We start from the raw sequence: 13876 nt of genomic DNA, 5'->3' as shown, positions 1-13876 counted from the left end.
CTCTCCCGTCAGCTCCGACCCGAAAGCGCGTAGCGGGCAAGCTCGATGCCCATCGCCTTTTCGACAGACGGATAAACCGTCGGGTCGAGCACGCTGGACGAAAGCGGGATCACCGTCTTTGCCACATGCAGCACGAAGATCCTCATGCCCACCTGAAGCTGGCCTACGCTCAAGGGCTCGCCCTCCGGTGACAGCGTGGTGATGACGTCGGGGAAGGTCGCAAGCCGCCGACCTTCCGCAGAGTCAACCGCCATATACTCGTTCATCACGTGCAGTACCGTCGAGTCAGCGCCCTTCCCCAGCGTGACCGTGCCGATATCGAAGGCTTCCTTGGTATAGACGACCGATTTGTCGGTAATCGTACCTTCGGCGAGGATCGCGCCATTGGTTGCTTTGACGATCGCGTCGATGATGGCGCTGCCGCCCCTGGCCTCCGCCGCGATGATCGCCTCACCCAGAGCCAGCGCCAGCGAAATGCCGCCGAGCGCCGCATTGGCTTTCACATAGGACGCGCGCACCGGATTGCGGCACGACGCGATGAAGCCGCCCGACATGTCCGACGCGGTGCGCAGGACCGGCGAGACCTTGGCGGTGGCGCCGCGCACCACCAGCTCGATATAGCGGTTCTCGTCGCGATTTCCGCCGACCGCCGTCTGGATCATCGGTTCGGGCGAACCGGCAAGGCCGATCGAGCCCATGTCGCCGGTCGGATGCGCGCGGATATCGCCGACCGCGTCGACCACCTTGGTGCCGAGGATTGCCGAAGGCAGCCAACCGTTCAACGTCGAAGACTTGCCGTTCTGGCCGATGATGAGCCCGGAGAGCTTCTCGCCGAGCGCCTCCTGCAACAGTTGCACGGCCTTGACGTAGTCGACGCCGCGCATTTCCCAGGGCGTGGTCGAGGCCGGCGCGCCGATCGCGGCTGCCGTCGCCACCCAGTCGTTGGCGTCGAGCTCGTCGATCGACACCAGCTCCGGCTTGCCGATCGAGACCGCGGCATAGCCAAGCATGCGCCCGTGGTCGGCCCAGCCGCCACCGCCCGCCGCATAGACGGAGCCGCCCTTGACCGCCGCCTCGACGTCCTTTTCCTTCAGTATCCGGCCCATCTCACACCTTCTCCTGCAATCGTCTGTCGAGCCTCTTCACCGCATCGAAGAGAACGGCGGCGCCAAGCGCGATGTCGTCGTTCTCAGCCCATTCCTCCGGCGCATGCGAGCGCCCACCGAGGCACGGTATGAAGATCATCGCCGAGCGCGTGATACGGCCCATCCAGGCGGTGTCGTGCCCAGCACCCGATGCTATGCGCCGGTGCTTGGCGCCGATCGCATCGCAGCTTTCTTCGAGCGTTGAGAGCAGAAGCGCATCGCCGGGCGTCGGGTGGTTGTCGGAAATCACATTGGCAGGCGCGATCGTCACGCCCGACGCTTCGGCAACGCTCTGGCAAAGAGGGCCGAGTGCGTCCAGAAATCGCTCCATCTGCGGCCTGAGCTCGGCACGCGCGTCGATCAACAACCGCACGCGCGAAGGCACCACATTCGCCGCATTCGGCTCGATCGCAAATTCGCCGACCGTTGCGGTAAAGTGTCCGTCACCCCGCGAAAACTCCATCGCCAGCCGCTCGATCTCCAGCACGAGCCGGGAGGCTGCGACCAAAGCGTCGCGCCGATGCCCCATCGGCGTCGTGCCGGCGTGATCGGCCTGCCCCTCGACGATGATCTCGATGCGAGTGATGCCCGAGATGGCGGTAACGACCCCAACATCGAGCCGCCCGGTTTGGAGCACCGGCCCCTGCTCGATGTGCAATTCCAGAAAGGCCTTGATATCCGAGCGCTTCGAGCCCGAAAGCCGCGACGGATCGCCGCCGACCTCGACGATGCCCTGCCGCAGACTGAGTTGGCCCTGGGTACGGCTCAGCCAGCCATCAGGCAGCACGCCCGCCATGCCGCGGCTGCCGACGCAGGAAACGCCGAAGATCGACACTTCCTCCGCGAGAAAATCGACGATCTCCAGATCATGGTCGAGCTCGATGCCGTTGTCGGCCAGGGCCCGCGCCACTTCGAGCGCGGCCGCAACGCCGGCGATACCGTCGAAGCGGCCGCCATCCGGCACCGTGTCGGAATGGGAGCCGAGCATGATGGTGCCGAGCGCCGACTTGCGCCCCTTGCGCCGGCCGATCAGATTTCCGGCGGCGTCGATCCGGGTTTCGAGCCCGGCGGCACGGAAGCGCCGGTCGAGGAAGGCGCGGCCCTCGAGAAACAGCGGCGTGAAAGCGCGGCGTGTGTAGGGCCGGTCGAGCTCGGTGATGCCGGCCAAACCGTTCACGATGCCGGCGATCCGGCCGGCATTGACAGGCAGATTGGCCGGGACCTTGTTGTGGGCGGTCTTGCTCATCACGCCTCCTGCAGCGCCAACGTGGCCAGCGGCCGGACGAATTGCCCAACACCGGGCTCGGCAAGCACCTCGCGACCATCGAAGGCGAGCCTGCCGCGCAGATACGTGGCAGATACCCGCCAGGGCAGCCTGATATCGTTATAGGGCGACCAGCCGACAACGTTGTGACCGCTTGCCGCCGCGTCATAGACATAGGGCTCGGGCGTCATGACGATGATATCGGCATCCTTGCCGGCTTCGAGTGCGCCCTTCTGATGGTCGAGGCGGAAATGCCGCGCCGCGTTCAGCGTCATCAGTTCGGCTGCCCGAGTCAGCGGAATTCCGCGCTCCAGCGCGCCCTTGACGAAGAGCGGCACCATGACTTCGAGACCGGGCACGCCTGAAGCGTTCGCCAGCATGTCCGGATTGGTCTTGCGGTCCTCCGACCAGCTCACATGATCGGTGGAGACCATCGTCACCGTACCGTCGGCCACATGCCGCCAGAGCTTCTCGACCTCGGCGCGCGGCCGGATCGGCGGATTGATCTTGGCCTTGCCGCCGAGGCGCCGGACGTCATTTTCCTCGTCGAGCGTCAGGTAGTGGATGCAGCACTCGATCGTCGCCGCATGGCCTTGCGCGCGGTAAGCGGCGGCAATCTCGTAGCCGCGGCCGAGCGAGCAATGCACCACATGCGCGGGGCAGCCCGTGGCAGCGCCGGTCTCATAAATCTGGTTGGTGGCAAGCAGTTCCGTCAGCGGCGGGCGCGACAGCCCGTGGGCGCGGTAGTCGGTGATGCCCGCCGCCTTGACCTTATCGATCGCGGCGCGCACCGCCTCGTCGTCCTCGTTGTGCACGCCGGCAGCGAGCCCGCTCAGTGCGATCGCGCGGAAGCAGTCTTCAAGGAGCGCTGCCGGAATGCGCGGAAAGCGCTTGGGATCGGTGCCGAAGGTCGAGAACTTGAAGGCGGCGACACCCGCCTCCACCATTTCGCCGATGCGCGCCGGCCCCTCCTTTGGGTCGACGGTGCCATAAAGCGCGAAGTCGACGCGCGCCTGCGGACCGGCATGGTCGATCTTGCGGCGTAGCGCTTCAGCCGAGCAGACGAGATTGCCCTCGTCATAGGGCATGTCGACGATGGTGGTGACGCCGCCGGCCGCAGCCGATCGCGTCGACCAGATGAAATCCTCCTGGTTCTTCTGCGACAGCGAATGCACCTGCGCATCGACGGCGCCGGGCAGGATCAGCGCATTCCCGAGATCATGCCGTTCACGCGCGGCCGGTGCCGCCCCCTGGCCGACATGCACCACCTTGCCATCGCGCACCGCCACGTGCCCGCCCTCGACGATCCGGTGCGGGAGAACAACGGTGCCTTTCAGAACGAGATCGAAATCGGACATGCTGTTCTCCTCGTTGTGTCACTTGCCGAGCGCGAAGAAGTCGTCGAACTCGGGCATCGGTGCGGTGGCGACGAAGGAGCGCAGCAGGTCGTGGCAGGTGAAGGCATCCTGCAGCGCCTCGATCTCCTTCGAGAGCGGCCGGTCCTTGAGATACATGGGGCTGACGGAACGGGTCTGGTCGTAGGCGCGCTTGACGACGCCCTGCGGCTGGTCACCGACGAGATCGATCGCCTGCGACGACAGCATCGCCTCGATGGCGGCAAGCTGGCGCAGGTCCCGCACCTGGGTCTCCATGCGCTCGACGATCAGCGGCAGGAAGGTCGCTTCTTCCTCGAGACCGCCGGCAACCACGATCGATTGCGCCGAGAGCGGCACGGCCAGCGACTGCACGCGCATGTAAAGTTCGACGGCGAGCTTCATCAGCGGGCCGAGCCCGGTCGCCACCTCTCCCGGCGCGACAAGATTGACCGAGAGATTGCGACGTCCGCCGTTCGACAGAAGGATGCAGCGGTTCAACACGTTGCGTGCCGCATGCGAAAAGGCGATCTGTGCCGCTTCGATATAAAGCGTCGTCGTCAACGGCAGCGACGCACCGGAGGAATGCACCTGGCCGCCGAGCACCACCGGGTTGTCGTCGGAGAGATAGGTCGCCTCCACCAGCCGCCCGGCGGCAACCATCAGTGTATCGACGACGGCGCCGAACACCTGGGCGGTCATGCGCAGGCTGAGCGGATCGTGGATGGCCGTCGGCACCGGCCAGTCTGCAACACCGGATTGACCGTAGAGCCAGGAGCCGACCAGCGCCTCGCCGCGGGTCGAGAGCGTTGCCGCCACCCGCCACGGATCGGCCGACGCGCCAAGCGCTAAGGATGACATAACGCCGGTGACGAGCAGCACGCGGATCGCGGCCGCCGCCTCGCGCAGCACGTTGGCCGCCGCGGCGAAGGAAATGGCATTGACGCTGAGCGCCGCCAGCGCGTCGCGCGGCTGCATGACGAATGGCTTCAGGCCCGCTTCGGCAAGCGCCGTCTCGGCCGAAACGAGGCGCCCTTGATAGTAGGCCTCGCCGACGCCTGTCAGCACCGAGGCGATCTGCCCCATCAGGCCGATATCGGCGCAGCCCATCGAGCCGTGCCGGCGCACGGCCGGAATGATGTCGGACGCAAGAAGGGACAGAAACGCCCGGATCAGATCCGGGCTGCAGCCGGTGTGGCCGCGCATGGCGGTGTTGACGCGGATGGCGATCGCCATGCGCACGATCGCCGGCGCGAAGAACTCGCCGGTGCCGAAATGGTGGGCTCTGACCAGCGAATTGTTGAATTCAGCCAGATCGTCGGCCGTCCAGAGACGGTCCTTCATCGAGCCGACGCCGGTGTTGGAACCATAGACGGGAAGCCCCATCGCGACACGCTCGGCAACCACCTTGTGGGCCGCGGCCACCCGCTCCATGCCGCCGTCATCGGCCACCGGCCGAACCCTTCCCGCCCCGATGTCCTCGAGCGTCGCGAAGTCCAGCGGTTTCCCGCAGAGAACGATGGATTTGACCTGATGCAGCATGCCGATGGATACCTTCCCGCGCAGGAGCCGCTTCGGTTTCGAAACGGTGCGCGGATGCTCTGATGTCTCGCAACCGCCGCTCGCAAGGCCTTGGTTGCTTTGTGCATGCTATGCGCTTATCGCCCGCTCGTGCTATATCCCAAATCTGGAACGGGCAATGCGTAATCATGGACATGCCATCGGCGCATGGTGCCGCTCGTCTGGCAGAAGGATCGCCGAATGGACTTAGCAACGATCGTGATCGTCGATGCGGTGCTCCGCGAAGGCGGCATCCGCCGCGCCGCCACGCTCAGCGGACGCGCCCCCTCAAGTGTCAGCGCCGCCATCAAGCGCTTTGAACAGGCGATCTCCATGTCGCTGTTCCGGCGAGAAGAAACCGCACTCGTCCTGACGCTCGAAGCGCGCGCCCGCACAACTGAAATCAGGGAGGCAACGACCAAGATTGCTGCCATCATGGAGGCGGCAGGCAAGGAGGCGATCGATCCCACGCCGCCGATCGGCCTCGTCGCGCTCGACCGCTTCGTCCGGATCGCCCGCTCCGGCAGCATCCGCGCCACCGCCAAGGCGCTCGGCCTCGGCCAGCCGCAGCTGACACGACAGATGGCCGACCTTGAACGCCATCTCGGCAGCCGCCTGTTCGAGCGCTCTCATGGCGGTGTCCTCGGCACGGCAACCGCAGAGCGGATCATTCCATTTGTCGACGCCCTGCTCGACATCTGGGCGCGGCTGACACACGCATCCGCCGATCGCTTCCGCCGCGACGCCGCCACCTGGCGCCTGGGCGCCGTCATGCCACTCGGTCCTGAAAGCGAGATCGCCCGCATGCTGGCAGCGCTGACGGCGAACTGGCAACGTACCCGCCCGCGCCAGCCGCTATACATATCCAGCACCACGGCGGATGAACTTTTGGCTGGCCTTAGAAGCAGGCGGTTCGACGCCGCCCTTCTCGATGTCGCCGAGATCCCCTTGGATTGCGACGGCAGGCTGGTGTCGCAGATGCCACTGGCGCTGGCAGGCCCCGCCTCCGTCCTTTCCGCGTTCGCAGGCGACCTGCCAAGGCTGCTCGCCGCCTGCCCGATCGCAGTGCCAAGCGTCAGGAGCGGATTGCGCCGCGAGACCGCCCGCTTCCTCGACGACACGCTTGATGAGACCGAGCGTCGCCGCATCGCCCTCGTCGAAGTCGATTCCATTCCTGTTATCATCAACCTCGTCGCTCAGCACGGCTACCTCTCGGTGCTGCCGGAATCCTCTCTCGCAAGGATGCACCGGCCTCCGGCGATGATCCGGCTTGGCCCTGCTTACCGGCAATCCCTAACGCTTGTCTGGCCGCGCGGCGCTTTCGCCGGCGAGATCGGCGAACTGATGATTTCGATGATGAAGGCGAGCCCACGGGCCTGATGGCAACGGTGCCGCCGGCGGAATCAAACTTTGACCCCCTGCGGCCAACCGCCTGAAACGACTCGGAAAACTTCCTTCTGAATCAACACATGAAGTGGGTGTTCAAGTCTTGAGCTTCAGTCGTCGCCGGGTCTCGCTCGGGCTCTCGCGATAATGCGCCCGGTAGCTTCGCGAGAAGGACGACGACGAGTTGAAGCCGGAGATCGCCGCGATGTCGGCAAATTCCAGACGTGTCTCGATCACCTTGCGCCGCGCCGCATTGAGGCGAAGCGCAAGGTAATGCTCGTGCGGCGCGACGCCCATCGTGTCGCGAAAGAGATCCTGCAGGTGGCGCGTGCTGACACCGATGCGGCGGGCAAGCCGCGCCAGCGTCAACGGCGCTTCCACGGTTTCCTCCATCAGCTTGACGGCGGCGCCGACGCGCGGATCGAGGATGCGCATGTTGCCGATCGCCGGCATCTGCAGGAGGTCGCCGCGGGTGCGCTCCTGCTCGTAGATGAAGAGGCGCGACACTTCGAGCGCCAGCGAGTAGCCGTGCGCACGGCGGATCAGTTCCAGCATCAGATCGAGCGTCGGCAGCGAGCCGCCGGTCGTGATGCGCTTGCCGTCGATGACGAAGCGCTCGCGAACCATGATCACCTGCGGATAGGTGGTGGTGAAATCCTCGAAATCCTCCCAGTGGGTGGTCGCCTTGAAATTGTCGAGCAGGCTGGTTTCGGCAAGCAGCCAGGAGCCGGATTCGATGCCGGCCATCAATTCGCGGTGCCGTGCGGTCTGCGAAAGCAGCATCTTCAGTTGCGAGGTGGCGCTACGCTGCCAGTTGTAGCTCGACAGGATGAAGAGCGGCGACGTTTCACGCTGCGGCCGGAAGATGCCCGAGACGGGGATGGGTATGCCGCTCTTCGTCTCGATCGGCGCGCCGTCCGGGCTGTAGATCGTCCAGTCGTAGAGCGGCCGCCCGGCGATGCGGTTGGCCGCGCGCATCGGCTCGATGACGGAGGCAACGAGTATCAGATTGGTCTCCGGCAGCACCAGGATATCGACGTGCTGCACCTGCGATACGCTCTGATCCATGCCCAAACTTCTCCGCCTCGTCGCCGATAATGTATAGGATGAAGCCGATAATGAAAAGCAGCGGCCGCCTTCTTGGCTCGTAATGGGGTCAATAGAAGGGAGACAGCAATGCCGCTCAGCATGAACCGCGAGGTATTCATCACCTGTGCCGTCACCGGCTCGGGAGACACCGTTTCGAAGTCCAGCCATGTTCCGATCACGCCGAAACAGATCGCCGAAGCGGCGGTCGAGGCAGCAAAGGCCGGGGCCGCCGTGATCCACTGCCACGTTCGCGATCCGGAAACCGGCGCGCCCTCCCGCAGGCTCGATCTCTACCGGGAAGTGACCGACCGCATCCGCTCCGCCGATATCGATATCGTGTTGAACCTGACGGCCGGCATGGGCGGCGACCTGGTGTTCGGCAATGTCGAAAGCCCCTTGCCCGTCAACGAGAAGGGCACCGACATGGCCGGCGCCACCGAGCGTGTCGCCCATGTGGCCGAGTGCCTGCCGGAAATCTGCACGCTCGACTGCGGCACCATGAACTTCTCGCTCGGCGATTATGTCATGACCAACACGCCATCGATGCTGCGGGAAATGGCGCGCCAGATGACGGCACTTGGCGTCCGCCCCGAGATCGAGGCCTTCGACACCGGCCATCTCTGGTTCGCCAAGCAACTCGCCGAGGAAGGCCTGATCGAGGATCCGGTGCTGATCCAGCTCTGCATGGGCATTCCGTGGGGTGCGCCTGACGACCTCAACACCTTCATGGCGATGGTCAACAACGTGCCTGATAACTGGACCTTCTCGGCTTTCTCCATCGGCCGCAACGCGCTTGCCTACCCGGCAGCGGCGGTCCTTGCCGGCGGCAACGTCCGCGTCGGCCTCGAAGACAACCTTTATATCGGCAAGGGCCAGCTCGCCACCAACGGCCAGCTCGTCGAAAAGGCGGTCGGCGTCATCGAAGGCATGGGCGCCAAGATCATCGGGCCGAAGGAAGTCCGCGAGAAACTGAAGCTGACGAAGCGCTGAGCAAGGGCAGAACACCATGAGCTTTATCACCAAAGCAGCCTGTGTCGGCGGCGGCGTTATCGGCGGCGCCTGGGTTGCGCGTTTCGCGCTTGCCGGCATCGACGTGAAGATCTTCGACCCGCATCCGGAAGCCGAGCGCATCATTGGCGAAGTCATGGCCAATGCTGAGCGCGCCTACGCCATGCTGACCATGGCGCCACTGCCGCCGAAGGGGAAACTCACCTTCTGCAAGAGCATCGAGGAAGCGGTCGAAGGTGCTGACTGGATTCAGGAAAGCGTGCCGGAACGGCTGGAACTGAAGCGCGGCGTTATCACCAAGATCGATGCGGCCGCAAAGGCCGATGCGCTGATCGGCTCGTCCACCTCGGGTCTTTTGCCCTCCGATCTACAAGCCGAGATGCACCATCCCGAGCGCATGTTCGTGGCGCACCCCTATAACCCGGTCTACCTGCTGCCGCTCGTCGAACTAGTCGGCGGCAAGAAGACGTCGAAGGCGACGATCGAGCGCGCCATGCAGGGCGTCGAGCAGATCGGCATGAAGGGCGTCGTCATCGCCAAGGAGATCGAGGCTTTCGTCGGCGACCGCCTGCTCGAGGCGCTCTGGCGCGAGGCGCTCTGGCTGATCCAGGATGACATCTGCGATACCGAAACGCTCGACAACGTCATGCGCTATTCCTTCGGCATGCGCTGGGCGCAGATGGGCCTGTTCGAGACCTATCGCATCGCCGGCGGCGAAGCCGGCATGCGCCACTTCCTCGCCCAGTTCGGTCCCTGCCTGAAATGGCCCTGGACGAAGTTCACCGACGTCGTCGATCTCGACGATGCGCTCGTCGAAAAGATCGGCGCCCAGTCGGACGCGCAGGCCGCCGGCCGCTCGATCCGCGAGCTGGAGCGCATCCGCGACGAAAACCTCGTCGGCATCATGCACGCGCTGAAATCCGGCAACGGCGGCGAAGGCTGGGGTGCGGGCAAGCTGCTTGCCGATTTCGAGGCCAAGCTCTGGGCCAATGCCAAGAAGCCGGAAGCCGACCTCGGCGACGTCAAGCCGCTGCGCATCGTCGACACCAAGGTGAGCGCCGCCTGGGTTGACTACAACGGCCACGTGACCGAGCACCGCTATCTCCAGGTCTTCGGCGACACCACCGACGGCCTGCTGCGCCTGATCGGCGTCGATCTCGACTATGTGCGCGACGGCCACAGCTACTACACGGTCGAGACCCACATCCGGAACCTCGGCGAGGCCAAGCTCGGCGACGCGCTCTATTCGACCTGCCAGGTGCTGTCCTCCGACGAGAAGCGCCTGCACATCTTCTCGACGATCTACAACGCCGAGACCAACGAAGCGGTCGCGACCGCCGAGCAGATGGCACTCCATGTCGACAGCAAGGCCGGTAAGTCCGTGCCGGCACCGGAACACGTATTGAGCAAGCTTGCCGCCATTTCCGAAGCACATGCGCAGCTGCCGGCACCGGAAGGTGTGGGCCGCTTCGTCGGCCAGAAGCGCGCCTGACCGCAACAGCGGCAGGACATCAACAGGCGACTTCGCCCTCAGGCGGAGCCGCAAACCGCAGCCAAGGCTCGCTTGAGGAGGTGGGCCGAGGCTCCGGGACGGACGTCAGCGGCGCGAAAACGAGGGGAACAACACAATGAATTTCGCACTGACCGAAGAACAGCAGATGATCGTCGATACGGTCAGGAGCTTCGTCGAAACGGAAATCTATCCGCATGAGGACGAGGTCGAGCGCACCGGCGTGGTGCCGCGCGAGCTTGGCCAGGAGATCGCCCGCAAGTGCAAGGAAATCGGTTTCTTCGGCTGCAATTTCCCTGAAGAAGTCGGCGGCGCCGGCCTCGACCACACCTCCTTCACGCTGGTCGAGCGCGAGCTTGGCCGCGGCTCCATGGGCCTGACCGTCTTCTTCGGCCGCCCCTCGGGTATCCTGATGGCCTGCAATGCCGAGCAGCGTGAGAAATACCTGCTGCCCGCGGTCAAGGGCGACAAGTTCGACGCGCTGGCCATGACCGAGCCGGACGCCGGTTCCGACGTGCGCGGCATGAAGTGTTTTGCCCGCAAGGATGGCGACGACTGGATCGTCAACGGCACCAAGCACTTCATCAGCCATGCCGACATCGCCGATTTCGTCATCGTCTTCATCGCCACCGGCGAAGAGGACACGCCGCGCGGCCCGAAGAAGAAGATCACCTGTTTCCTCGTCGACCGCGGCACGCCCGGTTTCGAGATCCGCAAGGGCTACAACTCCGTCTCCCATCGCGGCTACAACAACTGCATCCTGACCTTCGACGATTGCCGCCTGCCCTCCGCCCAGATCCTCGGCGAAGTGCACAAGGGCTTCGACGTCGCCAACGACTGGCTGTTTGCCACCCGGCTGACGGTGGCGGCGACCTCGGTCGGCCGAGCGCGCCGCGCCTTCGACTATGCGCTGAACTACGCAGCCGACCGCAAGCAGTTCGGCAAGCCGATCGGTGCCAACCAGGGCGTCTCCTTCAAGCTCGCCGACATGATCACCGAGATCGACGCTGCCGACCTCCTGACGCTGTCTGCCGCCTGGCGGCTCGACAACGGCCTGCCGTCGAACCGCGAGATCGCATCCGCCAAGGTCTTCGCCACCGAGATGCTTGCCCGCGTCACCGACGAGGCGATCCAGATCTTCGGCGGCATGGGCCTGATGGACGACCTGCCGCTCGCCCGCTTCTGGCGCGACGCCCGCGTCGAACGCATCTGGGACGGCACGTCTGAAATCCAGCGCCACATCATCAGCCGCGACCTGCTCCGGCCGCTGGGAGCGTGACGGGATGACGACCACCCTCTCTCCCTCCCTCATTCCTGTGCTTGTCACAGGAATCCAGCAGCGGCACGTCCGTGCCGCCCATGACCAAAGCAACAAGCGCATGCGCTTCGAGATGGAAAGAGTTCCTATCGGCTTGCCGACGCAAACCGGCTGGATTCCTGTGACAAGCACAGGAATGAGGGAGAGCAAGACGGCATGACCCCCGCCCCCCGCTCCCTCGACCGCCTGATCCGCCCGCGCACCATCGCCGTCTTCGGCGGCAAGGAAGCCCGGCGCGTCATCGAACAATGCGACAAGATGGGCTTTTCCGGCGAAATCTGGCCGGTGCATCCGCGCGAGGCGGAAATCCTCGGCCGCAAGTGCTACCGCTCGGTGGCGGAACTGCCTGGCGCCCCGGATGCTTCCTTCGTCGGCGTCAACCGGCAGCTGACGATCGACATCATCCGCGATCTCTCTGCGCGCGGGGCCGGCGGCGCCGTCTGCTATGCCTCGGGTTTTCGCGAGGCCGCTAGCGAACTCGATGATGGCAACGACATGCAGGAGGCGCTGGTCGCGGCTGCCGGCGCCATGCCGATCGTCGGGCCGAATTGCTACGGCTTCATCAACATGCTCGACGGCGCCCTGCTCTGGCCGGACCAGCACGGCATGCAGCGCGTCGAAAAGGGCGTTGCGATCCTGACGCAGTCCTCCAACATCGCCTGCAACATCTCGATGCAGACGCGCGGCCTGCCGCTCGCCTATATCATGACCGCCGGCAACCAGGCGCAGACGGGGCTTTCCGACATCGCCTGCGCCGTGCTCGAAGATCCGCGCGTCACTGCCGTCGGCCTGCATATCGAAGGCTTCGACAGCGTGGCAGCCCTCGAACGGCTGGCAACGCGAGCGCGCGAACTCGGCAAGCCGGTCGTGACGCTCAAGGTCGGCAAGTCGGAGGCCGCGCAGCTTGCGACCGTCTCGCACACCGCTTCACTTGCCGGCAACGACCGCGTCTCCTCCGCGCTTCTTGCCCGCCTTGGCATCGGCCGCGTCGATACGCTGCCAGCGCTTCTCGAAACGCTGAAGCTCCTGCATGTGGCCGGCCCGCTCGACAGCAACGACATCTCCTCGATGAGCTGTTCCGGCGGCGAGGCCTCGCTGATGGCGGACGCCGGCGAGCGCTACCGGGTGAACTACCGGGCACTGCGTGAAGAGCAGAAGAAGCCGCTCAAGGATGCGCTCGGCGAGATGGTGACGATCGCCAACCCGCTCGACTACCACACCTTCGTCTGGGGCAACCGCGAGAAGCAGACCACCGCGTTTACCGCTATGATGAAGGGCGGCTATGCGATCAATCTCCTCGTGCTCGATTTCCCGCGGCTTGACCGCTGCGACGCGACCGACTGGGAGACGACCTGCCACGCGGTGATCGACGCGGCACGGGCGACCGGCGCCCGCGCCGGCATCGTCGCGAGCCTTGGCGAGAACATGCCGGAGGCGACGGCGCTCTTCCTGATGAAGGCGGGTGTCGTCCCCTTCTTCGGCATCGAGGAGGCGCTGGCCGCGATCGAGACGGCCGCCGACATCGGCGCCGCCTGGATGAAACCGGTCCCGCCCCGCCTGCTCGACGGCAGCGGCAGCGCCGCTGGCGAGGCGATCACGCTCAGCGAACATGAGGCGAAGGTGGAGCTTGCCGCTTCGGGCCTCAAGGTGCCTGAAGGCAGAACGGCGGCGACCGCCGAAGAGGCCGCAAACGCTGCCGAGGCCCTCGGTTTCCCCGTCGTGCTCAAGGGTCTGGGCGTCGCCCACAAGACCGAAGCGGGCGCCGTGAAGCTCAACCTTGCAAACCGCGATGACGTTTATGCGGCAGCAAAGGCAATGGCCGCCGTCGCCTCGGGTTACCTGGTCGAGAAGATGGTGGCAAAACCCGTCGCCGAACTGATCATCGGCGCCATGCGCGACCCCGTGGCAGGTCCGGTACTGACGATCGGCGCCGGCGGCATCCTGGTGGAACTGCTCGACGATTCCGCCATCCTGACGCTGCCGACGACACCGGAAGCGATAAACGAGGCAATCGCCGGCCTGAAGATCCGTAAGCTCATCGATGGCTATCGCGGCGGCCCGGCAGGCGATTTCGCGGCATTGGTCGAGGCTGTCGCCGCAGCGGCATCCTATGTCGTTTCAAACGCCTCGAAGCTCGAAGAACTCGATATCAATCCTTTGATGGTGTTGCCGAACGGCCAGGGTGCCGTTGCCGCCGACGCCCTCATCCGCCGAAGGAACTGA

The 13876-nt window shown here is 65.1% G+C and carries 11 protein-coding genes; 6 read left to right on the top strand and 5 right to left on the bottom strand.

All coding sequences use genetic code 11. The annotated features are described in order from the left end of the window. Positions 1 to 8: 8 nt before the first annotated feature. From ertC to BLU35_RS21585, 4 genes are read right to left on the bottom strand one after another with little or no spacing between them, the layout of a single operon-like run. The gene (gene ertC / locus BLU35_RS21600) at positions 9 to 1106 is read right to left on the bottom strand and encodes a thiohydantoin desulfurase (protein WP_093234418.1); all 1098 of its coding nucleotides are present in this window, start codon (positions 1104 to 1106) and stop codon (positions 9 to 11) included. Between the two features lies 1 nt (position 1107). Next, a complete protein-coding gene (locus tag BLU35_RS21595; RefSeq protein WP_093234417.1) occupies positions 1108 to 2391 on the bottom strand; it encodes a Zn-dependent hydrolase in 1284 nt (427 codons plus the stop codon). After that, positions 2391 to 3767, bottom strand: a complete 1377-nt coding sequence (ertD, locus tag BLU35_RS21590) for a hydantoin-5-propionate amidohydrolase (RefSeq protein ID WP_093234416.1) — start codon at positions 3765 to 3767, stop codon at positions 2391 to 2393. Before ertD ends, BLU35_RS21595 begins: the two co-directional genes overlap by 1 nt. A gap of 18 nt (positions 3768 to 3785) precedes the next feature. Then, positions 3786 to 5324: an aromatic amino acid lyase gene (locus BLU35_RS21585; RefSeq protein ID WP_057253323.1), complete on the bottom strand. Its 1539-nt coding sequence runs from the start codon at positions 5322 to 5324 to the stop codon at positions 3786 to 3788. Between the two features lie 219 nt (positions 5325 to 5543). On the opposite strand from BLU35_RS21585, the gene BLU35_RS21580 reads away from it, so the two are divergent. Further along, positions 5544 to 6722: a LysR family transcriptional regulator gene (locus BLU35_RS21580; protein ID WP_176907355.1), complete on the top strand. Its 1179-nt coding sequence runs from the start codon at positions 5544 to 5546 to the stop codon at positions 6720 to 6722. Between the two features lie 102 nt (positions 6723 to 6824). Here the strand turns inward: BLU35_RS21580 and BLU35_RS21575 are convergent, their stop codons facing one another. Beyond that, positions 6825 to 7796, bottom strand: a complete 972-nt coding sequence (locus tag BLU35_RS21575; RefSeq protein WP_093234414.1) for a GlxA family transcriptional regulator — start codon at positions 7794 to 7796, stop codon at positions 6825 to 6827. 108 nt (positions 7797 to 7904) lie between these two features. On the opposite strand from BLU35_RS21575, the gene bcoG reads away from it, so the two are divergent. The 5 genes from bcoG to BLU35_RS21550 all read left to right on the top strand — a co-directional run bounded on the left by bcoG (position 7905) and on the right by BLU35_RS21550 (position 13876). Further along, a complete protein-coding gene (bcoG, locus tag BLU35_RS21570) occupies positions 7905 to 8807 on the top strand; it encodes a 3-dehydrocarnitine:acetyl-CoA trimethylamine transferase BcoG (RefSeq protein ID WP_058321823.1) in 903 nt (300 codons plus the stop codon). A gap of 16 nt (positions 8808 to 8823) precedes the next feature. Next, positions 8824 to 10317 carry a carnitine 3-dehydrogenase gene (locus BLU35_RS21565; protein ID WP_093234413.1) on the top strand — a complete coding sequence of 498 codons (1494 nt, stop codon included), beginning with the start codon at positions 8824 to 8826 and terminating at the stop codon, positions 10315 to 10317. Between the two features lie 136 nt (positions 10318 to 10453). Continuing rightward, a complete protein-coding gene (locus BLU35_RS21560) occupies positions 10454 to 11614 on the top strand; it encodes an acyl-CoA dehydrogenase family protein (protein ID WP_065375627.1) in 1161 nt (386 codons plus the stop codon). Between the two features lie 4 nt (positions 11615 to 11618). Next, complete coding sequence (locus BLU35_RS35695; RefSeq protein ID WP_093234412.1) at positions 11619 to 11813, top strand: hypothetical protein; 195 nt, start codon at positions 11619 to 11621, stop codon at positions 11811 to 11813. Beyond that, positions 11810 to 13876, top strand: coding sequence for an acetate--CoA ligase family protein (locus BLU35_RS21550; protein ID WP_093234411.1), 2067 nt, complete (start codon positions 11810 to 11812; stop codon positions 13874 to 13876). Before BLU35_RS35695 ends, BLU35_RS21550 begins: the two co-directional genes overlap by 4 nt.

This window comes from Sinorhizobium sp. NFACC03 (assembly GCF_900103435.1).
In the GTDB taxonomy this organism is placed as follows: Bacteria; Pseudomonadota; Alphaproteobacteria; order Rhizobiales; family Rhizobiaceae; genus Ensifer.
This window is presented reverse-complemented; position numbering and strand designations above follow the sequence as displayed.

Bases quoted from the DNA above. Each gene is read 5' to 3' on its own strand.
- ertC (WP_093234418.1), bottom strand. From the start codon at position 1,106: ATGGGCCGGATACTGAAGGAAAAGGACGTCGAGGCGGCGGTCAAGGGC.
- BLU35_RS21595 (WP_093234417.1), bottom strand. From the start codon at position 2,391: ATGAGCAAGACCGCCCACAACAAGGTCCCGGCCAATCTGCCTGTCAAT.
- ertD (WP_093234416.1), bottom strand. From the start codon at position 3,767: ATGTCCGATTTCGATCTCGTTCTGAAAGGCACCGTTGTTCTCCCGCAC.
- BLU35_RS21585 (WP_057253323.1), bottom strand. From the start codon at position 5,324: ATGCTGCATCAGGTCAAATCCATCGTTCTCTGCGGGAAACCGCTGGAC.
- BLU35_RS21580 (WP_176907355.1), top strand. From the start codon at position 5,544: ATGGACTTAGCAACGATCGTGATCGTCGATGCGGTGCTCCGCGAAGGC.
- BLU35_RS21575 (WP_093234414.1), bottom strand. From the start codon at position 7,796: ATGGATCAGAGCGTATCGCAGGTGCAGCACGTCGATATCCTGGTGCTG.
- bcoG (WP_058321823.1), top strand. From the start codon at position 7,905: ATGCCGCTCAGCATGAACCGCGAGGTATTCATCACCTGTGCCGTCACC.
- BLU35_RS21565 (WP_093234413.1), top strand. From the start codon at position 8,824: ATGAGCTTTATCACCAAAGCAGCCTGTGTCGGCGGCGGCGTTATCGGC.
- BLU35_RS21560 (WP_065375627.1), top strand. From the start codon at position 10,454: ATGAATTTCGCACTGACCGAAGAACAGCAGATGATCGTCGATACGGTC.
- BLU35_RS35695 (WP_093234412.1), top strand. From the start codon at position 11,619: ATGACGACCACCCTCTCTCCCTCCCTCATTCCTGTGCTTGTCACAGGA.
- BLU35_RS21550 (WP_093234411.1), top strand. From the start codon at position 11,810: ATGACCCCCGCCCCCCGCTCCCTCGACCGCCTGATCCGCCCGCGCACC.